The sequence below is a fragment of the Persicobacter diffluens genome (assembly GCF_036244895.1).
In the GTDB taxonomy this organism is placed as follows: Bacteria; Bacteroidota; Bacteroidia; order Cytophagales; family Cyclobacteriaceae; genus Persicobacter; species Persicobacter diffluens.
The window spans coordinates 186,490-207,731 of sequence record NZ_BQKE01000002.1; the positions used below are offsets into that span (position 1 = coordinate 186,490).

Annotated in this window: 15 protein-coding genes; 12 read left to right on the plus strand and 3 right to left on the minus strand. The window is 40.6% G+C overall.

Features of this window, described 5'->3' with window-relative positions:
- Positions 1–9 precede the first annotated feature (9 nt).
- Positions 10–2,559 carry an AfsR/SARP family transcriptional regulator gene (locus tag AAA970_RS15595; protein ID WP_338237825.1) on the minus strand — a complete coding sequence of 850 codons (2,550 nt, stop codon included), beginning with the start codon at positions 2,557–2,559 and terminating at the stop codon, positions 10–12.
- Positions 2,560–3,343: 784 nt separating this feature from the next.
- Between AAA970_RS15595 and AAA970_RS15600 the strand changes: the two genes are divergently transcribed.
- From AAA970_RS15600 to istB, 8 genes are all read left to right on the plus strand, one after another.
- The gene (locus AAA970_RS15600) at positions 3,344–5,608 is read left to right on the plus strand and encodes a GH92 family glycosyl hydrolase (RefSeq protein WP_338237826.1); all 2,265 of its coding nucleotides are present in this window, start codon (positions 3,344–3,346) and stop codon (positions 5,606–5,608) included.
- A 60-nt stretch (positions 5,609–5,668) separates the two neighbouring features.
- Positions 5,669–7,963: a GH92 family glycosyl hydrolase gene (locus AAA970_RS15605; RefSeq protein ID WP_338237827.1), complete on the plus strand. Its 2,295-nt coding sequence runs from the start codon at positions 5,669–5,671 to the stop codon at positions 7,961–7,963.
- Complete coding sequence (locus AAA970_RS15610; RefSeq protein WP_338237828.1) at positions 7,964–10,231, plus strand: GH92 family glycosyl hydrolase; 2,268 nt, start codon at positions 7,964–7,966, stop codon at positions 10,229–10,231.
- 184 nt (positions 10,232–10,415) lie between these two features.
- Positions 10,416–11,645, plus strand: a complete 1,230-nt coding sequence (locus AAA970_RS15615; protein ID WP_338237829.1) for a hypothetical protein — start codon at positions 10,416–10,418, stop codon at positions 11,643–11,645.
- Positions 11,646–12,364: 719 nt separating this feature from the next.
- A complete protein-coding gene (locus tag AAA970_RS15620) occupies positions 12,365–12,739 on the plus strand; it encodes a hypothetical protein (protein WP_338237830.1) in 375 nt (124 codons plus the stop codon).
- Positions 12,684–13,232, plus strand: a complete 549-nt coding sequence (locus tag AAA970_RS15625; RefSeq protein WP_338237831.1) for a hypothetical protein — start codon at positions 12,684–12,686, stop codon at positions 13,230–13,232. Before AAA970_RS15620 ends, AAA970_RS15625 begins: the two co-directional genes overlap by 56 nt.
- 69 nt (positions 13,233–13,301) lie before the next feature.
- On the plus strand, positions 13,302–13,895 hold the full coding sequence (locus AAA970_RS15630) for a Mu transposase domain-containing protein (protein WP_338237832.1): 594 nt from the start codon (positions 13,302–13,304) through the stop codon (positions 13,893–13,895).
- Positions 13,892–14,650 carry an IS21-like element helper ATPase IstB gene (istB, locus tag AAA970_RS15635; protein ID WP_338237833.1) on the plus strand — a complete coding sequence of 253 codons (759 nt, stop codon included), beginning with the start codon at positions 13,892–13,894 and terminating at the stop codon, positions 14,648–14,650. Before AAA970_RS15630 ends, istB begins: the two co-directional genes overlap by 4 nt.
- 314 nt (positions 14,651–14,964) lie before the next feature.
- On the opposite strand, the gene AAA970_RS15640 is transcribed toward istB, so the two are convergent.
- Both AAA970_RS15640 and AAA970_RS15645 read right to left on the minus strand, forming a co-directional pair.
- Positions 14,965–15,375 (minus strand): hypothetical protein, encoded by a 411-nt coding sequence (locus AAA970_RS15640; protein WP_338237834.1) that lies wholly within the window; start codon positions 15,373–15,375, stop codon positions 14,965–14,967.
- Between the two features lie 98 nt (positions 15,376–15,473).
- Positions 15,474–16,601, minus strand: a complete 1,128-nt coding sequence (locus tag AAA970_RS15645) for a transposase (protein WP_338236619.1) — start codon at positions 16,599–16,601, stop codon at positions 15,474–15,476.
- An 811-nt stretch (positions 16,602–17,412) separates the two neighbouring features.
- Here AAA970_RS15645 and AAA970_RS15650 point away from each other — a divergent pair.
- From AAA970_RS15650 to AAA970_RS15665, 4 genes are all read left to right on the plus strand, one after another.
- Positions 17,413–17,880: a LytTR family DNA-binding domain-containing protein gene (locus tag AAA970_RS15650; RefSeq protein WP_338237835.1), complete on the plus strand. Its 468-nt coding sequence runs from the start codon at positions 17,413–17,415 to the stop codon at positions 17,878–17,880.
- A 56-nt stretch (positions 17,881–17,936) separates the two neighbouring features.
- Complete coding sequence (locus AAA970_RS15655; protein ID WP_338237836.1) at positions 17,937–19,100, plus strand: serine hydrolase domain-containing protein; 1,164 nt, start codon at positions 17,937–17,939, stop codon at positions 19,098–19,100.
- Positions 19,090–19,761 carry a hypothetical protein gene (locus AAA970_RS15660; protein ID WP_338237837.1) on the plus strand — a complete coding sequence of 224 codons (672 nt, stop codon included), beginning with the start codon at positions 19,090–19,092 and terminating at the stop codon, positions 19,759–19,761. The genes AAA970_RS15655 and AAA970_RS15660 overlap by 11 nt, the downstream gene beginning before the upstream one ends.
- 294 nt (positions 19,762–20,055) lie before the next feature.
- Positions 20,056–20,883, plus strand: a complete 828-nt coding sequence (locus tag AAA970_RS15665) for a Cof-type HAD-IIB family hydrolase (protein WP_338237838.1) — start codon at positions 20,056–20,058, stop codon at positions 20,881–20,883.
- Positions 20,884–21,242: the final 359 nt, after the last annotated feature.

The window sequence follows — 21,242 nt, forward strand, 5'->3', positions numbered from 1 at the left end:
CTGTATGCACTATTTGCTTAGGCTTTGAAAACTCTTTTCATAAGGTTCTCCGAATAGTTTTTCATACTGATTGGAGAAGCGATCATATTCATTGTGTGCCTGCACATTTTTACCCAGGTGAGCTAGTGCAAGAATTTTCAAAGACAATCCCTGCTCTTCCAACTCGTCGAATTTAAAAATAACGTCCGCAATATCGCATACCCAAAGTGGGTTCTTACACTGATGAGCGAATAGGATCAGGATGTCAATGATATCTGATTGAATGTGGGAAGTGGTATTTTCTAACCAGTCCAATTTACTATTGGCGACGAATATGCCACTATGAATAATCTCATATAAAGCGCTGAGTTGGTTGATTTGATTTTCCTTGTCTTCGGCTTTCAGTTGATTTCTCAAATTCACAAAGGCTTCAAAATCACAATAAGCTCCCGACGATACGTCCAGTAACCATTCCCCATTTTGGAAGGTAATTTCTATACCTTCGCATTTTTGTAAGATCAACCGTAAGCGTCTGATAGATATTGATCGGTTATTCTTGGACTTGGATTTTGGAGCCCCCGGCCACAAAATATCCACCATTTCCTGAGAGCTGATCCCCCTGCCCATGATGTAGGGGTGGAAAAGAATGATCAAGAGTAATTGTCTTAATTTCTCTGTCACTTCACCAGAAATGTCGTTTCCCTCTTTGTCAAAAATCTTAAAACCACCAAATAAGTAAATGGCATTTTGCAGGGCTTTATTTTGTTCATTTAGGACCAAAGGCTCATAAGCGGTCACCTGTCGGGTCTCAAAATTTTGTTTTGGGGCTACAACAGTTTCCGTGGCATTCTTTTTTCTTTTAATCCACCACCAGGCCGGTAGGGGAATAAGCAAAAGAAGCACTGCCAGAAAATAGTAATTGCTTTTTTCTTCAGGCATAATGTCCAGAGCGGCGAGCTGAGCAGCACTTCTGGGAGAGCCTTGAAGTTTATAAATTTTTATTTCGGAATGATCCTGATTATAATCTCCGTGCTTTAGCACTGCGTAAAAACGGTGACTTTTGGGGTGGTGAAATAATTTGATGGTGGATTCGGTATCTTTGAACTCATTAGGAATACCATTACTCACCCATTCGAGATTACCATTCTCCAAATTAATTTTTGCCAGCTTGACGGCATCTTTGGGTTCATTGGCGGAATGCATCAGGGTAAAAAAGTGTTTACGATCATGTGAGACTACCAGATGATGGCCCGGTACCATTTCATGGGTTTTCTTGAGATCCCAGCGTTTTTTAACGGATTGGTTTTTCAGATCAATCTCATATAAATCATGGAAGATTTGAGTTCCTTTAGCCTGGTCCCCATCCAGATTACCATGACCACCAAATAACAGGTATTTATTGTCCTCTAAATAGCCAATTGCCGCCAGGTATCTGGGCGAGATTTCATCTCCCTTAAATGCAGTATTTGCCCATTGCTGCTTTTTATTATCAAAGTACCTAAAGTCTTTTTTAAAGGTGAAATAGCCATAGCCGCCAAAGGTGTAGGCTTGGTTTTTATAAATATCATAAAAAAGACTTTGATGCCAATAATCCAGGGGGAGATCATTATCTAAATGATTAAAGTTTGGCTGTTGATGATAATGGTAATCAATGGTTTTTCCACCCCGAACGTCATACAGTAAGCCTTGATCGGTTCCCTGAATATTTAGGCCGTTCAATAACAGTGGACTTTGGCTTTGGAATTCAAGGGTGTTCTCTTGCACCAATTGCTCTTTATTGAAATCAAATATAATTTGTTTATTGGAGCCTACAATATGCAATTGATTTTCCAGGCTGTCATGGAAAATCGCGGGTTGGAAGTTATTTTCTAAAACGGCTACCTCCTGCCAATAATGGTGGTAAAGTGCCAGCCAGTTGGGGTGGATAATTTGCCCGTGGTAACCAGCCTCCGTTTCGATGACAATTTCTCCCTCGGATTGATTCAGGGGCCAATGATAGACATGGGTTCCCGAAGTGAAATGGATATTTCTCAGCGAAAATCCGGGCACATCTCTGGTGGTGTAACCTGGGACTTTGCAAGCACCAAAATGAAGCTGAACACTTTCAGAAAGGGGTTGGGTGAGCGATGTTTGGAATTCTTGATCTCCAACCCTAATGAGAAGCTTTTGATGGTACTGATCAATTTCGATGTTGATCAATTGCCATAATCTTTGCTCCAATAGGTCTTTTGGTATTTTAATTTTAATTTCTTTCTCTAAAAAATCCCCCAGTATGATCAAAGCAGCATAAGGGCGGTTATTGGTTGGTTCGAATTTTAAGTCCAGGACATTTTCCTCACTGATCAACCTCAAGATATTCCCTAGAATTGGGCTGTCTTTTAGTTCCATTTCAAAGCTGATGTTCATTTTTGGATCAGCCGGGAGGTACTTGTCTCTGGGAAGGATTAGTGTGCTAATTTCAGAGGGCTTTTTTTCCGAGCTCATAAAATCCAATCCTCCGATCGATGGTTGGCCATCAATGGGATTGGACCATGATAAATAGGGTAAAAGGAAAAAGAAAAAAATGTAAAGATTCCTCATTCTAATTTCACGATTTTTTTTTGGGGGGTATTTTAATTGCCATGCAAATTATTCCAATTATTAGACCATGAATCACATTTTATTAAATTCTAATGAATAATTATAGAGAGGTTAATCTCGTGAATTTAAAACGCAATATGATTAATTTGATACTTAACGACTGTTAATCTGATTTCGTGTTTTATTAAATCCTCTGCCGATATCTTGAAGATTGGGTTAAGCCGAATTATTCACCGCCAAATTTAAAACGCCATTTCACGGTGCTTATCTTTAGTATAATAGGGTTCTTTTTCCATGATTATTAATGGCCTAAATTAGGCTAAGCTTGCTTTCTCCTCATGGATTTGCTTCGTTGGAAAAAACCAAAATTGGAAAAATCCCCTCATTTTTTCATCCCTAAAGCTAAATGGGGTTTTAAGGATGCATAATCCGGCTCAATTAAAAATTATCCCTTCTTAATTACTTCCCTAATTCCCATTTGTAGCCGGAAGGAGAGGTAATAAACAAGCCTAAAATAATAATTCAAATATGACAATGTTTTGGGTGTTCTTCAGGGTGACAATTGGTAAAATCTTATAAGTATCCCTAAAAAATCACGAATTTTTTAAAATGTAACCCAGCTGTAAGTCTTTAAGTCCTCTTCATTGTAGCTTGGGCCTGGCTATGTTTGAAGTATCAATTGATTCAGCTTGCCTTTTAAAAACCTTCTAAGTGGCAGGATCTGAACGCTTTTTTGCAGCTAATGAAAATGCTGTGGTTTTGAATTTTTAATACTTTGAAATAGATGAAAGCAGTCTTTAAGAAAATCACGAGTTTATTGGCCGCTGGCCTATTTGCGGCAGGTCCCCTGCAGGCGCAGGAGGATCTGGTTCAATATGTGGATCCGCGGATAGGTACCGCCGAGCATGGGCATGTGTTTATGGGAGCGAATGTTCCTTTCGGGGCTGTGCAACTAGGGCCGTCGAATGTTACGCAAGGATGGGACTGGTGCTCCGGCTACCATGTGTCGGATACCACCATTGTCGGTTTTGCACATACGCATCTGAGTGGTACGGGTATTGGTGATTTAGGTGATGTGTTATTGATGCCGCTCAGCGGGAAAATTCCTTCCACGGATCGGGGGTCTATCGAAAATCCTGAATCCGGGTATTTGTCTCCTTATTCACATGCAAATGAGGTGGCTGCTGCTGGATTTTATAGCGTGGAATTGGATCGATATCAGGTACGTGCGGAATTGACCTCTACAGAGCGCGTTGGAGCGCATCGTTATACTTTTCATAATGCAAAAGAGGAGGCGCATGTGTTGGTGAACCTCAAAGATGGAATTGGTTGGGACAAGGCCACTGAAACATCCATCGTTGTAGTGGATGAATTTCGTGTGGAGGGTTATCGTCATTCCAAAGGCTGGTCGGAAGATCAACGTTTATTTTTCGCTATTGAATTCTCCGAGCCAGTCAGGAAAATTGCCTTTTTTGACGATACCAAACCGGTCAAGGGAAAAACAGCTATAGGTGGCGATAAGGCAAAAGCCGTATTCTCCTTCGGCAAAAAACACGCGGGCGTGATTGAAGCAAAAGTGGCGATCTCTCCGGTAAGTTCACCTAAAGCCTGGGAAAATATGAAGGCGGAAGCACCTGGATTTGATTTTGACGGCCTGAAAGCCAAAGCTGCTCAAAAATGGGGGGAAGCGCTAGAAAAAGTGAAAATTGATAGCAAGGATGAATCGGTAAAAAGAACTTTTTATACCGCCATGTTCCGAACGATGACCGCTCCTTCTTTATTCAATGATCATGATGGCGCCTATCGTGGTTCAGACAAAAAGGTTTATCCGAATCCCGGTTTTGATAATTTGACCACCTTTTCTTTATGGGATACCTACCGTGCTGCCCACCCTTTGTATACCATTACACAACCGGAGCGGGTGAATGATATGGTAAACTCCTTGTTGACGATTGAGGCTCAACAAGACCAGTTGCCGGTATGGCATTTAATGGGAAGTGAAACCAATACAATGGTGGGCTTCCACTCAATTCCGGTAATCGTGGATGCTTATTTAAAAGGGTTTGACGGTTTCGATGCGGAAGAAGCTTATGCGGCCATTCGAAAATTTAAGGACTACGATCAGCGCGGTTTAAATTTTGTTCGAAATCAGGAATATATTCCTGCGGATAAAGAGGAGGAGGCAGTGGCAAAGGCATTGGAATATGCCATTGATGATTATGCGATTGCTATGATGGCCAAGAAACTCGGGAAAATGGAGGATTATGATCTGTTCATGAAACGTGCGGGATATTACCGTCATTATTTCGATCGCGATATTCAGTTTATGAGAGGGAAATTGGCCGATGGCAGCTGGAGAACTCCTTATGATCCTATTAAATCTACCCATCGGGAAGATGATTTTTGTGAAGGAAATGGCTGGCAATACACCTGGTTAGTACCGCATGATGTAGAAGGATTGGTTGATTTGTTCGGGTCTGATATTGCTTTTGCGAACAAATTGGATTCCCTGTTTATCATTGAAGGGGATATGGGCGAGGGAGGCTCTCCTGACATCACCGGTCTGATCGGGCAATATGCACAGGGCAACGAACCAGGGCACCATACTATTTATTTATATAACTATGTAGGGCAACCCTGGAAAACTGCCGAAATGGCCCGACGCATCTCTTCTGAAATGTTCAATGATCAGGTTAATGGTATGCCTGGCAATGAGGATGTAGGACAGATGTCGGCCTGGTATGTGTTCAATGCATTAGGGTTTTACCCGGTGAATCCTGTGGCCGGGGACTATGTTTTGGGAAGTCCCACAGTTGATCAGGCGGAAATTCAAGTTCCAGGTAATAAGACCTTCAAGGTAATTGCCAAAAATAATAGTGAGAAAAATATTTATATTCAGTCGGTAAAATTAGAGGGCAAGGATTATCCTTATTCCTTCATTCGTCATGAAGATATTATGAAAGGCGGAACCCTGGAATTGCAAATGGGGGATACTCCTTCAATTCACTGGGGAATTTCACCAGAATATCGTCCTCAATCCTTAAAATAAATCATCCTTGGAGGTGGTGGCCTGCTATCACCTCTGATTTTTTAATAAATCCCCATTGGTATGTATCAAAAATCCTTTCTGTTACTGGGAGTATTTTTACTATGTGGCCTTTCCTCCAAGGCTCAAAAATGGTCTTCTTTTGTCAATCCGTTTATAGGTACCTCCAATTATGGAGCCACTTATCCGGGGGCAGTGGCGCCTCGTCCCATGGTCACCGTTTCTCCCTTTAATGCAGCGGGGGAACAAAATGTGATTGATAAGGATAGCCAGTGGAATTCCATGGCCTATTGGAATGAAAATACCTTCCTGAGTGGCTTTAGCCATGTGAACTTATCCGGGGTGGGTTGTCCGGATCTTGGCGTAATCTTAACGATGCCCACCAGTGGTGAGCTTACTCCTCATTGGCAGGAGTATGGATCCACCTATAAAAATGAAAAGGCTTCCGCAGGATATTATTCCACCACCTTGGAGAAATACAATATACAGGTGGAAGCTACTGCAAGCCGTAGGGTAGGAATAAGTAAGTATCACTTTCCGGCAGGGCAAAATAATGTACTCTTAAATCTCGGCCTTGGTCTGACTAATGAACAGGGGGGGATGGTGAAGGTGGTTTCCGACCAAGAGGTGGAAGGTATGGTAACGGTAGGATCCTTTTGTTATAATAATCCACAAGCAGTATATCCGGTTTATTTTGTAATGGAATTTTCTGAGCCTGCAGATGAGTTCGGGGTATGGAAAGAAGCGCGTCCAAATACCGGAGTAGAAGAACAATGGATGAAATCTTATAATGGTGAATTACGATTATTGGAGCAATATCGTAACCATGTGGTAGGGGATTCTATCGGGGTTTACATGACTTATCATCACGAGCAGCCTTCTACAGTTGAGGTAAAAGTTGGGGTATCCTATGTAAGCATAGAAAATGCGCGTGAGAATCTAAAAGCGGAGACCAGTGATAAGGATTTTGCGGATATTCTGGCAGAAACGCAAGCCGAATGGGATGAGCTATTAGGAGTAGTAGAGGTAAAAGGTGGGAGTGAAGATGATAAGCAAATGTTCTATACGGCACTTTATCATACTTTAATTCATCCTAATATTCAGTCTGATGTAAATGGGGAATTTAACCTTTCCGGACATCAGGGTTTTGGCCAAACACAAGATTACGACCGCTACACTGTATTTTCTCTTTGGGATACTTATAGAAGTTTACATCCATTAATGTCGCTATTATATCCCGGGCAGCAGTCGGAAATGGTGAAAACCATGCTCGATATTTATCAGGAAAGTGGCTGGTTGCCGAAATGGGAGTTGAACTCCACGGAGACTTATACCATGGTCGGAGACCCTGCGGTGGCCGTGATTGCGGATACCTATTTGAGAGGGATTCAGGATTTTGATACGAAGGTGGCGTTGGAAGCAATGAAAAAGCATTATTTCACCACTGAAAATAACCCTGTTCGTCCCGGGAATAAGTATTATCATGAATTGGGTTATATTCCTGTAGAAGCAGAGAAGAGTGACCTTTTCGGTGGGGAAGATAATGGGGAAGCCCGTGTTTGGGGCGCTGTTTCCACTACTTTGGAATACAATATTGCCGATTATGCTTTCGGGCAATTTGCAGGTGCTTTGGGCGAACAAAAGCTTTCGGAAGAGGTGTTGGCACAAACAAAAGGCTATCAACATTTTTACGATCCGGAGACGAAAGTCCTAAGACCAAAAATGAAAAATGGGGAATTTCTAAATCCTTTTAATCCTAAAGATGGGGAAAATTTCACTCATGCCATTGGTTATGTAGAGGGCTCTGCTTACCACTACGCCTTTATGGTCCCTCATGATATTCCCGGATTAATCCAAACCATGGGAGGAGAAGAATCTTTTGTAAAGCAGCTGGATGTCGTATTTGATGAAGGCCACTATGAGCCGGACAATGAGCCGGATATGGCCTATCCATTTTTATATAATTATGCCCAAAACTATCGTTGGAAATCGCAGCAAAAGGTAAAGGCTATGATTGAGGAGGATTTTGCTAATACACCATCAGGTCTGCCCGGAAATGATGATACCGGTACCATGTCTTCATTATTGGCTTTTTCGATGATGGGATTGTATCCGGAATCGGCCGGGAGTGCTGAATATCTGGTGACTACCCCCCGATTTGAGGAGGTAATTATTCATTTGGATAAACATTATTACGGCGGAAAGAATATTGTAATTCGCGCGCCAAAATCAGATAGCAGACCTTATATTAAATCCTTTAGAGTGAATGGCCAGGAGCAGGATCGTTTGTTCATTGATCATAAAACTTTGACTGAAGGAGCTCAAATTGATTTTTCACTGTCTAAATCTTCAAAATAAATGTCATTCAAACATTTTTTCTTGCTGGCTTCAATCGCCCTGATGAGTTGTAAGACAACGGAAGAAACTACAATTGCTGCGGTGGACTATACCCAGTATGTTAATACATTCACCGGAACGGATGGCCCTGGGAATACTTATCCCGGAGCTACGGTTCCTCATGGTATGATTCAGCTAAGTCCTGACAATGGTTATGGTGGATGGGATCGTATTGCCGGGTATTTCTGGCCCGACAGCACCATTGCCGGATTCAGTCATACCCACCTCTCCGGCACCGGAGCGGGTGACTTGTACGATATTTTGGTGATGCCTCTGAATGATAAAAGTGATCGTCACCTTGTGGAAGGTCCGGTTCAGCGGGAGGTTTCTTTGTTCTCTCATGATCAGGAAGCTGCTTCTCCCGGCTATTATGAAGTTGAATTGCTGGATTATGGCATTAAGGCCGAAATGACCGCTACGGAGCGTGTTGGGGTACATCGTTATCAGATGCCCGCAGCCGAAGGTTCAAAGATTAAATTGGATTTGGGCTATGCTTTAAACTGGGATGCACCAACGGCTACTCAGATCAAAGTGATTGATAATGAGACCGTGGTGGGTTACCGTTATTCTTCGGGTTGGGCAGCCGTGCAAAAGGAGCATTTCGTGATGAAATTTTCGGAGCCTTTTTCTTCCTATGAATTGTATGATTATCAAAAGGCCTATGACAAGAAAACCTCGGGTAACAATACCGCTGTAAAGGTGGATGGTAATGAAGTGAATTCTAAATTCACCAAGGCTTATTTCCATTTTGCAGGTAAAGAGGCAAAGGAAATCATGGTGAAAGTGGCTTTGTCTTCTGTAGATATTGAAGGGGCGATGAACAATATGTCCGCAGAATGTCCGGGTTTTGATTTTGATGCTATTCGGGCGACTGCAAAGTCAAAATGGAACGAGGAACTAGGGAAAATCGCCATTGAAACGCCTATTCAGAAGGATAAAGAGGTTTTTTATACAGCAATGTATCAAAGCCATTTGGCACCAACCATTCACTCCGATGTGGACGGACGCGCCAAAGGAGCCGATCAGGAAATCCATCAGGCAAAAGGCTATACACGATATGATACTTTCTCGTTGTGGGACACTTTCCGGGCAGCGCATCCTTTGTATACCATGATCGATCCGGACCGTGCAGTGGATATGGTGAAGTCCTTGATGGCTTACTATGAAGAAATTGGGGAGTTGCCGGTTTGGTCAATGAAAGGAAATGAGACTTATATGATGATTGCTTACCATGCCGTGCCGGTGATTACAGATGCTTATTTCAAGGGCTTGCTGAATGATATGGATGCGGAAAAATTATTCGAAGCTTGTAAAGCCGCGGCCATGATGGACAATCGCGAGATTGATACTTATAAGGAATTAGGTTACGTGCCACATTCAGACGGGCATGAGAACTGGTCCGTATCCAAAACCATGGAATATGCCTATGATGATTGGTGTGTTGCGCAATTGGCCAAAGCTTTGAATAAGCAGGAGGATTATGAAATGTTCATGAAACGTGCAGCCAATTGGGAGAATGTTTATCACGATGGTCTGACCTGGATCTTACCAAAAGATAAAAAAGGCAATTGGGTAGGAGAAAAAGGATTTGACGCTAAGAATTATTCTGATGATTACTGTGAATCCAATGCATGGCATTATGTATTCTTTGTCCCTCAGGATATCGAAGGGTTAATTTATAAAATGGGCGAGCCTCAGTTTGAAGCTAAATTGGATTCTAATTTTAATTATTTTCCGGCGCCGGAAGATGATCTTCCAATTTTCTCTACGGGGATGATCGGCCAGTATGCGCACGGAAATGAGCCTTCCCACCATGTGGCTTATCTTTATAATTATGTAGGCAAACCCTGGAAAACCCAGGAGCGCGTTCGTGAGATCCTGGCCACGCAGTACCGTGCAGAACCTGATGGGGTTTGTGGCAATGAAGACTGTGGTCAAATGTCGGCCTGGTATATCTACAGCGCTTTAGGATTCTATCCGGTGAATCCTGCAACGGGTGATTATGACATCGGGTCGCCAAAATTTGACAAAGCCACTATTAAAGTAAAAGATGGCAAAACTTTTACGGTGGTAGCGCATAACAACAACGAAAAAAATATTTATATTCAGAAAGTGAGTTTGAATGGTAAGCCGCTGGAAAAAGCATTTATCAATCATGCTGACATCACAAAGGGTGGGGAGCTGGTCTTCGAAATGGGACCTGAGCCAAACACCTCACTGACTTTTTGATGTGGAAATTTTAAACGACCAAATTTAGAGAGCCGCCCAAATTGGGCGGTTTTTTTTGGGCTTGATTCCCAGTACCTTTCCTGCTAAATAAGCATATTTAATGTCCACTTCTCCCACAGGAAGCACTTTCTTTCCATTTTAATCCTTATATTTTGATGAGATTTTCATCATATTATTAAAAATTATGCCCTACAAGGATCATAGTGAGCAACTTCCACGTTTTTTTGTATGCACCTCAGATGAGGTGGCGCAAGACGTGGAACATATTTTGTGCATGGATAGCCCTTCGTGTCTGATAGAGGTGCAGCCTTATGATGAAGAATTGGGGATTCCGGCGGTACGGGAGGATCATGAGGTGATTTTTCAAACGCAGGATGATATTCCTTATATATTTAAGGTCAAGCACTATTTCCATTTGCCCCTGGAGAGGGAGGAAGAGCGTCATGCCTTCTTAAAATCCGTGGCGGATTTTTATTTTGACTTTCTGGAAGCGGAGGAGGACGATTTTGAGGATATGGACGAAGAAATTGAAAATATCCGGGAGGAATTGATGGCAGAATTTGAAGAGGAAGAAAAGGGAGATGATGTTCATGATTTGATGCTGGTGGGTAGAATTGCCCGCCCAATATTGGCCGGGATGGGAGCCCAGTTTGAGGACGATGAGAAAATAGCCAATTACAGGGAGACGATGCCGGTGGACTTTCATGGAGAATTCAGTAGCTATAAAGATATTCCGCAGGTAGATTTTTATTATTATAAACTGGAATTTAAGGATCAGGATTTTGAACCTTATTTATCCAAAAACACAGATGCGCGCAGATTAAGTACCTGGGATGTGAGCGAAATGGCTATTTTTGATAAGCCATTGCCGGAGAAGGTTATTTTAGGGCCATTCCGGGAGGAGCCACTATTTGTAGGTTTTGAGGAGCAAAAGATCAGTCTCTTTGAGAAGGATCATTTTTATTTCACCCTTGGGAATTCCTATCTTTCTTTTGATCCTAAAAAGAACGAGGTCTTTTTCACAAAAAAAGTAGAGGAGGCCATCTTTTTTAAGGACATGGATGAAGCGTTGAAAATGGGGGATTTTTTGAATGAAACGACGGGTTTTGATGTCCCGCCACTGCCATTTTCCATCTACCGGTTGTGGAACCTGCCTTATTGCGGACCGATTAAAATTGATGGATTCTTTACCACTTTTGTGGTGGAGGGACAGATGCTGTTGTTTCATAAACAGAATCCTCAGTTTGTAGTCCTACCGAATTATGACGGTGATATTACTTTTTCAGTCACTGTGGATGACATTGAGTTTTTGGAGATTTTACCCGTGGACCATAATGAGATCATTGAGGCTTACCATGAAGATATTATTACAGCATTTAAGCAGTTCATTGAAACTTACGGGCAGCATTTGTAATTATTAATGGGTTATAGAAATTTTATTTTTAAGCCATATTTTAAAATTGTAGCGATTAAGTAACTGTAAGTCAGGTCGTTGTAAATACTGTTGAGGATGTTAATCATAAACTATATTTTTGGATGATTTTTGGTTTGGTATTTGTCTAAAATAGGTGAATGAATAAATCACGAAAAGACTTAAAAGATGAATACTTTAAATCAAACTCAAGGACAGCTCAGCTTCCAGCAATTGAATCAATTAGGGATATTGACTTTAGAGGAAGCTTACAAAATTATTATGGAGCGCCGAAACAAGAGACGCCAGGGCTCCTAAATGACTGTTTTTATAAGCTAGATTTTTAGATTGACTTCTTTATTGTGGAGGTCAATCTTTTTTTTTGCCTATCTAAAGCGTGTCTTTTTGTGGCTTTTACAGAAGTCTCTGATGATCAGTTCCTCTGCTTTTGTGCCCTGTTTTATTCCGTCCATATTTTTTCCTGCTATCAAGGGTTAATCGGACAATTATTTGAATTCGCACTTGCCAAATTCTATAAGCCTGTTTATTCACCTTAATAAAAGTACTTTTACTGGGATGATATTTTATCCGAAGTATTCACTGCTAAATTCGGTAGCTCGGGTTAATGTAATCACCAATGAAAACGATACCACCTTCTAATTGAAAAGGGTACCACTTCACCAATCTAATTCGAAATTGAATTAGATTACAAAATGGTATCTATGAACACGAAACAAGAAATCCTGCTAAGGAAATACAGGGACCATCAAAGCCAGCGTACTATTGTAAAGGAATTGAAGGTTGGTAGAAGGACCGTAAGAAAATATCTTAAGGAATTTGAAGATTTACGGCCTCAACACAATGATTTTCAAAGTGCCCTGAGAGCGAGTTTGGCAATACATCTAAAGTATGACTCCTCTAATCGAACTAATTCGAAGCTGACAGATAAGGTCATCGCAAGAATTGAATCTCTATTGGAAGAAAATGATCGCCGACAAGGTTTGGGTTTAATAAAGCAGCTTTTAAAGGCGGTTGATATTCATGAATGCCTGGAATCTGAGGGCTATTCCATTAGCTATTCAAGTGTATGTGCATAACTTGCAAAAGAAAAAGGCAAATAGAAGGAAAGAGGCATATATCCGACAGCAAATTGCTGCTGGAAGTATGACGGAGTTTGATTGGGGAGAGATAAAATTAGAAATAGATGGAAAGCTGCGTGTAATACAGCTGGCAGTCTTCACATCTGGCTATAGTAATCATCGATTCGCCTACCTGTTTAACCGGCAGGATAGTATTGCATTTCAGGAGGCTCATGTCCGTTATTTTGCAAATGTAAAAGGTGTTTATCGTGAAGTGGTTTACGATAATATGCGTGTAGCAGTTAAGTCATTCATCAGTAAAACAGAGAAGGAACCCACCGAAGCATTCATTAATTTAAAAGCTCATTATGGTTTCAGTCATCGATTTTGTAATGTTCGAAAGGGGAATGAAAAAGGTAAAGTAGAACGAAGTGTAGAGTATGTTCGCCGGAAATCATTTGCGGGAAAAATATCTTTTAAATCACTGGAAGATGCTAATGATTACCTTTAGATAGAATTAGATAAAATTAATAATCGAAGACTAACGGGGAGAGAAGAATCAGCCAAAGATTTACTGGAATTGGAACGAGATTACCTACTTGAGCACTCCGGTGGATTTCACTGTTTTGAACGAGAGGAGATACGTGTAGATAAGTATGCCACCGTGTGCTACAAGACAAACAGATATTCTGTCCCTGATCATCTTGTAGGTAAATTTATTACGCTTGAAGTTACTTCAAACATGATTAAGGCTTTCTGCCAAGGGGAGTTGGTTGCGATTCATTCTCGGGTATTTGGCACCCATCAGTGGGCAATATCACTCCAGCATTACCTACCCACATTGGCGATGAAACCCGGAGCGTTAGCAAAAAGTGTGGCATTGGATTCAGACCCATTTTTAAAGGGGCTTTTTGATGATCATTTTAGCACGAATCCAAGATCATTTATCGAGATGCTGGCCTTTTGCCAGAAAGAAGGAATTGACCACCAACGGCTGGTTTTATGTGTGGATCAAATAAAGCGGAAGCAACCAACGGCGTCCATTACCTGGGAATTAATCAGAGTTTTACTAGGCAATAAGGAAAAAGAAACTCCGGTGATTAATATTAATTCGACCATTCTGCATCATGCTCAACAAACCATATCACAGGCCTCTAAATTACTGAAGGGATGAGAAAGTCAGATAAAGAACGAATCATTGAACTCAGCAGGGAATTGAGGCTTCCGGCACTGAGGAATAATTTTACCACATTAGCTGCCGAAGCAGCCGAAAACAATCTGGACTATGAGGACTACCTGTTAGCTATTTTAGAAAAAGAGTTCATCAATAGAAATGAAAATAGAAAGAAAAATATTATCCGAAGAGCGGGTTTTCCTTCAAAGAGCTATCTTTCGCTGTTGGAACGTACTTTTCTTCCCAAGGCGGCCCAAAAAAAGCTACCGGTTCTTGAACGACTGGAATTTATCGACCAGGGACAAAATATCATCATGGCAGGCAATCCAGGGACAGGTAAAACGCATATCGCTATTGGGCTGGGACTGAAAGCTTGTGAAATGGGCTATTCCGTTTATTTCACCACCATCCATGCTTTACTAACCCTCCTACGGGAATCGCACTCTCAGAAGGCGCTAAGGCAGATCGAAGCCAGATTTGAGAAATACGATTTGGTAATTTGCGATGAAGTAGGTTATGTCTCCTTTGATAAGGCCGGTGCGGAACTCTTATTCAATCATTTATCCCTCAGGGCTGGCAGGAAATCAACGATCATCACCACCAATCTGGACTTTGAGAGATGGCATGAAATATTCCTTGACCCGGTCTTAACAGCAGCCCTGATTGACCGGTTGACTCACAAAGCTCATTTGATCAATATGGATGGGGAGTCTTATCGATTAAGAGAGACAATGAATCTTACACAACAGGCATAATTTATTGAAAACAACCATGGGCTTTTAGCCTATTTATTTTACTTTTAATGGTACCCTTTTCGGTTGGAAGGGTGGTACCCATTTGGTTGGAGATTACAGGTTAAGTGATTTAATTGCAGGCTGATAAAAGTGTATTTATTGATTTATTAATAGCCCAAATTTGGACTAGCTTGCTTTCTCCTCCTTCATCTGCTTCGTTGAAAAAACTTAAAGTAGGGCATTATGCCTTCAATTATCCTGCCTTTCCGCTAATAGACGCTACGAATGGACAATCCCATTCATTGTGCATTCGTATCGTTTTTGTTTACTTGAGCTTAGAGGCGATATTTCTCTATTATCACACTGGAGGTATAACAACGATTTTTTTGCATTACCTCAATTCTGTTATCCTTTATTATGGCAGAAAAAAAGGAGCAGTCCTCTTCTTTGCCAATGTCAATTTTCATGGTCTTCAGGCAGGTGCCCTCTGCGGAGTAGCAGACAATATAATAATCTTTTGAGGCTTCCTCGTTTTCTTGCGCTGTAAATACGACCGAAAAGTGTTCTCTTGCTTGTGGTATTAGTCCTCCGATTTTAATGATTTGAGAACTAAGTTTTGCAGCTAATTGGGTTTCTGGAAGGTTTAATGCCTGAATGGGAGCAATCATCTGAAAATCTAATTTTCCTAATTGATCTGAACACAATTCAAAAGGCGCTTCCAGCGTTTTTTGGGAATAGTCCTTCATTTTGTTAATGTCCGGAATATTGGAAATTACAGCAAAGCTTTTCGCAGTGGTTCCTGTTATTAGCAGGCAACATAATATGATTACAAACAATCATACAACTAGACATTTATTGATTTGGGGCAAATTTTCCGATCATGACTCAAGAAGTGATTCAGGATATACTCGCCCCAATTTTCTATTCTGTAACCAGCTTCTGCGATGCATTCGACTCCTTTTCGAAAAACGGAAATGGATCTGTACCTTTTACCATTGGCATAAGTTTTCAGACGAACATTTTTGTACTTTTTTAACCCATGAGCTATGGATACCGAATATGCAAAAACGACAATAGCCATCATTAACCGGCATCTATCTGCTCCCTGAACATTCATTTTTTCAAGGTCAAAACCATTGGTCTTCAAATGTCTGAAACATGTCTCAATTTGCCATCGCTTCCGATAGTCCTCAGCCACTTTATATGCGTTTTTAGACAGGTTTGTCAAAAGGAAAATCACAGGTTCCTTTTCCGCATCTTCACTTTTCTTGATGACCATCCGGCAATTGTCTCCAGCTTCAAACTTCATTTTAGCGGACATCGTTTTACCTTTCACCTTACTATTGGTGACTTTTGAAATCATTTGCGCTTTCGTCATAGATTTTTCATTCCACTGAGTCTTAAAGTTGCATTCTTTTACCCGAAGCACATATTTAAAGCCGTTATCTTCAAGGTATTTGATGAATTTCTGTCCTGCATATTCACGATCAGCCAAGAGAATTTTACCTTCAAGATTGAATAACTTTGACGCCTCTTCAAGCAACTGAATTCTTTCTTCCTGATTACTGATGCCCTTCTTTTCCAGATTCATGAAATAGATCGGCACCGCTACTCCATTATACAAAATGGCCAAGGTCATGAAATGAAAAGTACGATCCCCTTGCGTCCAGCTGGTGCCATCGACCATCAAAAAATCCCCACCTTTGTGCATATGCATGGCGGATAATTGCAATAGATCACTCCATAAATTGGTGTCAGAATATTCCGTAAATATGCGGGTTAAGCGTTTGTAATGGCCAGAGGCGGAAGTACGCTGATTATCTAAAATGCTACCGATGGAATCTTTTACTTTATTAAGACAAACGGTTCCTTTTCGGATGATGCCTAAACTTAGGGCGAGTACATTTTTCCAGCAAGCTTTACCCCATTTTGGAAATTCTTGCGTAAGTTTGCTGTGAAGCGAATTGAACATAGATCTTTGTTGGCGTTGGAACCCAAAGTTACTATTGTTGATTCGCTTTTTACGTTTTTAGGCAAAAATGTCTAGCTGTATGACAAACAATCTCATTTTGATAAAAAAATAATGTATTGAGGTAAATATAGTACTGATAAAACTAATATCTTAGTATTTTATTTTTAATTATTCATATTTTTTATTGAAGACTGTCTACCATGAATGAACATGGCATGAAATGGGATAGTATATGATTATTTAATTACTATTTTTATTTTACTTAATATTTAGATAATATATCAGCGCCCAGACACTGACTTTCATCATGAATTAAACTGTTGTATATCATCCGTAAAATCTTGATTTTAGTTGATTGTTTAAGCTTCCCATCCTCTGTGGACTAATTTTTAAGCCGCAAAACTTTGGATGGTCACCTTAAATATGTTTAAATTAAAACAGGCGCACCATAACTGAGGGATTTGAGACAAAAAAAAATAAAAGGATTATTACCGTCCGGGCAATTCATGTTCGGAGCCTTTTTACCGGGCGTGTTTCTTTTTTTGTCCTATTTATTTATGAGGGTTTTCATGTTCAGCAGGGTATTTCCTTTTCTGGTCATTCTTTCCTTTGGAGAACGGTTTCTTTTGGTTTAGTGAATACGATCTGGTATGCTTTTTTTGAATTCCTGAGGCCCATTACTTTTCGTCTAAAATTAACATCCAGTTGGGGTCTCCGAATATTTTCTGTCTTTATAGGGGCACAAATTACCTATCTGCTATTTAATTATTATTGGAGTTGGACCGAATGGCATTGGTCCTCCTGGTGGGTTATGATGGGGGAGTATTTTTCGGTAATGGTTTTTCCATTTGGTGTTTTACATTTATGGAAGGGGAAAACCAAAGTTCTTTCACCCAGTCAGCGTTTGGTAAGTATTCAGGCGGCCAATGGAAAACATGAACTTGTGTTGGAACACCAATTCCTGTATTTTTTAAAAGCCGCGGACAATTATGTTGAAGTTCACTTTTTAAGTAAACAGGGGATGCGTTCGGAACTGATGCGGATTACGATGAAAGAAGTATTGGAACAGCAGGTGGATACGGCACTAATAATGCGATGCCATCGATCTTATGCTGTAAATCCCATAAAAATTAAAAGGAGCAGGCGAAAAGGAAATAAATTGGAACTGGACCTGGGGCTTGACTTCCATATTCCGGTATCTAATCAATACCAAGCGGCTTTTAGGAAATTTTTTGATTCGGTTGATTCACCCCAGGAGCGCGAAATTCGCCACAAATAGGGCATTATTCCCTCATTTATAAAAAAAATGAACGATAATGGAATAAAGTCTAAATTATGAAAACCTACCTGTTACACTTGTTCTTTTATTGTGTATTGGTAAGCTGTGAAGCTTCCCGAGGTAATAATAATCAACAGGAAAGTCAGCCTGATCCTTTGCTTGTATGTCTGGATCAGCTTATGGACAGCCTCTATCATCAGCAGAACTTTCATGGGAGTATTTTAGTAGCGGAATCACAGAAAATTCGTTTTCATAAATCCATTGGTTTGGCTGATCGTAATTGGAAAATTCCTCTTCGAAATGACCACGTGATGGATATCGCCTCTTTGAATAAATCCTTTGTGGCTGGTCTTTGCCTGATCGCAGGACAGGAGGGTAAATTGAATTTAGAAGATGATTTACATTCCCTTTTACTGAGTGTAAAAATACCCAATACCTTTGATCCTGCCATTACAGTGCATCAGGTGCTTTTCCATACTTCCGGAATAGCTGATTATTGTCAGTTGGAAGACAAGTATAGGGAGGACAATTTTCGTCGGTTTAAACGGTCTCATTTTGAGGGTAAAGCTTATGTGGAGTTTATTAGTGCGCTTCCGACTGTCGGAGAGGTTGGGAAGCAGTTTCATTACAGTAATTTTGGCTACCATGCCCTCAGCGTTTTATTAGAAGCCCTTTATCAAATGCCCTTTGAGGACTTATTGATAAAGAAAATTTGTCAACCGCTTGGGCTAGGTCATACATTTGCCTCTACCGATAATACAGAAATAATTCCACAGCTGGCCAAAGGTTACCAACTTGATCAGGAAGGGAACTGGCATCAAAATGATTTTATTGATCTGACTTTGGGAAGGCGCATATTTTCCAATGGGAATGATCTTCTCCTTTGGTCCAATGCGATGAATAAGGAAGGATTGTTCAGTGAAAAGAGTCTTCAGCTCATGAAACAAAATCATGTCGGGGATATTAATCCGGAGATTTCCTATGGATACGGCTGGGCGGTTTTCGGTCCTTATGACGATTTTCAGATGGGGAATTTGGAGACTGATTGGCCCTATATCATTCATGGCGGGCATACGGAGGGTTATAAGTCGTTATTGATCAATATTCAAAATGGAAAGTGGACGATTATCCTACAAGCCAATACAGGAAATCAGGTTAATGAAATGTCCATAGGGAATCACATCGTTCAATTGATAAAGGAGGTGGCTTATGCAAGTTAAAGTTTTAGTGATATTGATGATGGCTTTGGTATATTTCAATGCTTCAGCGCAGTCTTTGATTGGGCGGTGGGAAGTTGAAAAAGTCCTAGTTGGGAAGGAAGAGATGACCCCGGTTAGAAAGTGGGTAGAGTTTAAGAAAGATCGCACATTTGTTGGGGGAAATGGCGGGATTATTAATGGAGGCGGGATTTACCAGTTTGATGTAGCCAGCCATAAGCTCCTCTTAGAGGATGAGCTTGCGATAAAAGATGAATTTGGCCCTTTTGAAGTGAATTTTCTAAATGACCGAATGGAATGGAAGCGGCAGGAGGAGGGGATGCAAGTTAAAGTGTTTTTGCGAAAGGCAGTTGGCAGGTTGCAGGCTCCCTGGGATTTGCTTTTAGGTTTATGGATTTTGGAGGGAGATCCTGAAAGCGGAGGGCTTGAGGAATTATACTTTAGGTGGGATCATTTTTATAAGGGTAAGCGGAATGGTGAAAGGCTTTATGGTTATTGGGTGATTCATGCGCATAAATTAGAGTTGGTGCTGGTGGAGAAAACCGAAGGGCTTGAAGAAAGGGTTTATGAATTGGAGGTAAGTCAAAAAGAAATGACTTTAAGTTGGGAAGAAGAGGGGCAAAGGTTTAAAGCTGTTTATCAGCGAGCCACATCTTTCCCCTAATGCTTAGCCCGGTTTATGCACCGTCAAATTCATTGGTTAAACCCATGGCATTCATTTTAACCCGAATTATCGGATCATTACAGTTATTTTTTTGATTTATAATAGCCTAAATTTGGGCAAAATTGTTTTCTTCTCATTCATCTGCTTCACTGGAAAAGACTCGAAATAGGAAATTATTCTTCATTTTTTTTGCCTTACAAAAAATGAGGATTTAAGCATGGATTATTCGGCTTAACCGCTAAAATTTGGTTTTGCATGATTATTGCTGTGAAAACTCGAATTAACCTTTTTCGAATGCGTAATCAATATAAAATGTTGGTGCTGGATATGGATGATACCCTGCTTACCGACGACCATAAAATCAGTGAAAGGAATTATGAGCAGCTAATGGCGGCTCAGGAAGCTGGGGTGAAGGTAGTTTTAGCTTCTGGCCGTCCTACTCCGGCAATGACCAATTTCGCAAAAGCACTGAATCTACCTCAGTTTAACTCTCATATCATTGCTTATAATGGTGGGGTTGTAATGGATATGGGGAATAATGAGGAAATCTTTAATCAAAGATTGACTAATCAGCAGATTCATGATCTTTACAGTTATGCGCATAAATCTGCTTTAAATATCATGACTTATTCTGATTCTCATATTATCAGTCCATCATACTGTGAATATGTGAAGATAGAGGAAAATTTGGCGCAGATGCCGGTTGAGTTGGTGAATGATTTTTTCGAATTAAAGGAATTTGATTCACCTAAATGCATAATCGTAGGAAAGCCGGAAAAATTGCAGGAGATTAAGCCTCTTTTAAGTATGGCTTATCCGGATTTAAGTGTGGCTTTTTCAAAACCTTTTTATCTGGAAATTACGCCCAAAGGAATTGATAAAGCGGCGAGTTTGGATCGATTGGTTAAGAAACTTGACATCACTGCAGAAGAGGTCATAGCCGTTGGTAATGCCGGCAATGATTTGTCCATGGTAGAATATGCCGGATTAGGTGTTTGGGTGGACAATGTGGATCCGGAATTGCGTGATCGTGCGGATGTTATTGTGGCTTCTAATAATGATGATGGCGTAGCAGAGGTGGTGGACAGATTTATTTTAGGACAGCTTTCTGCTTCAAAATAAGCGTTAACCTTTCGTTTATTGAAGTTTAATTTATTCGCCTAAATATAAACGAAGCGCTATCCGTAAGAGGACAGCGCTTTTTTAAAATATAGGCGAACACGAAAAGTCTTTTTGAAATGGGACACATTTGTTATTTACTATTATCCAAAATAACACTTGTCCGAATAAGGGGTATTTCATTACTGAAAAAACCAATGAAGTGCACGATAACTATAGCGTTTTCAACACGCTCTAAACTCGAATTAGGAGGAAGTGGTTTGATGGCTTTATGATAATAGCCATCGTTGGAGCGTATTTAAAGCACACCATCTGGCTGCAAATTCGAATTATTGGAAGCGATATTGGATAATTCCTCCATA

Coding starts and splice junctions, on each gene's coding strand:
- AAA970_RS15655 (WP_338237836.1), top strand. CDS start 17,937: ATGAAAACCTACCTGTTACACTTGTTCTTTTATTGTGTATTGGTAAGC.
- AAA970_RS15660 (WP_338237837.1), top strand. CDS start 19,090: ATGCAAGTTAAAGTTTTAGTGATATTGATGATGGCTTTGGTATATTTC.
- AAA970_RS15645 (WP_338236619.1), bottom strand. CDS start 16,601: ATGTTCAATTCGCTTCACAGCAAACTTACGCAAGAATTTCCAAAATGG.
- AAA970_RS15620 (WP_338237830.1), top strand. CDS start 12,365: ATGAACACGAAACAAGAAATCCTGCTAAGGAAATACAGGGACCATCAA.
- AAA970_RS15665 (WP_338237838.1), top strand. CDS start 20,056: ATGCGTAATCAATATAAAATGTTGGTGCTGGATATGGATGATACCCTG.
- AAA970_RS15600 (WP_338237826.1), top strand. CDS start 3,344: ATGAAAGCAGTCTTTAAGAAAATCACGAGTTTATTGGCCGCTGGCCTA.
- istB (WP_338237833.1), top strand. CDS start 13,892: ATGAGAAAGTCAGATAAAGAACGAATCATTGAACTCAGCAGGGAATTG.
- AAA970_RS15615 (WP_338237829.1), top strand. CDS start 10,416: ATGCCCTACAAGGATCATAGTGAGCAACTTCCACGTTTTTTTGTATGC.
- AAA970_RS15650 (WP_338237835.1), top strand. CDS start 17,413: ATGATGGGGGAGTATTTTTCGGTAATGGTTTTTCCATTTGGTGTTTTA.
- AAA970_RS15595 (WP_338237825.1), bottom strand. CDS start 2,559: ATGAGGAATCTTTACATTTTTTTCTTTTTCCTTTTACCCTATTTATCA.
- AAA970_RS15610 (WP_338237828.1), top strand. CDS start 7,964: ATGTCATTCAAACATTTTTTCTTGCTGGCTTCAATCGCCCTGATGAGT.
- AAA970_RS15625 (WP_338237831.1), top strand. CDS start 12,684: ATGAATGCCTGGAATCTGAGGGCTATTCCATTAGCTATTCAAGTGTAT.
- AAA970_RS15605 (WP_338237827.1), top strand. CDS start 5,669: ATGTATCAAAAATCCTTTCTGTTACTGGGAGTATTTTTACTATGTGGC.
- AAA970_RS15640 (WP_338237834.1), bottom strand. CDS start 15,375: ATGAAGGACTATTCCCAAAAAACGCTGGAAGCGCCTTTTGAATTGTGT.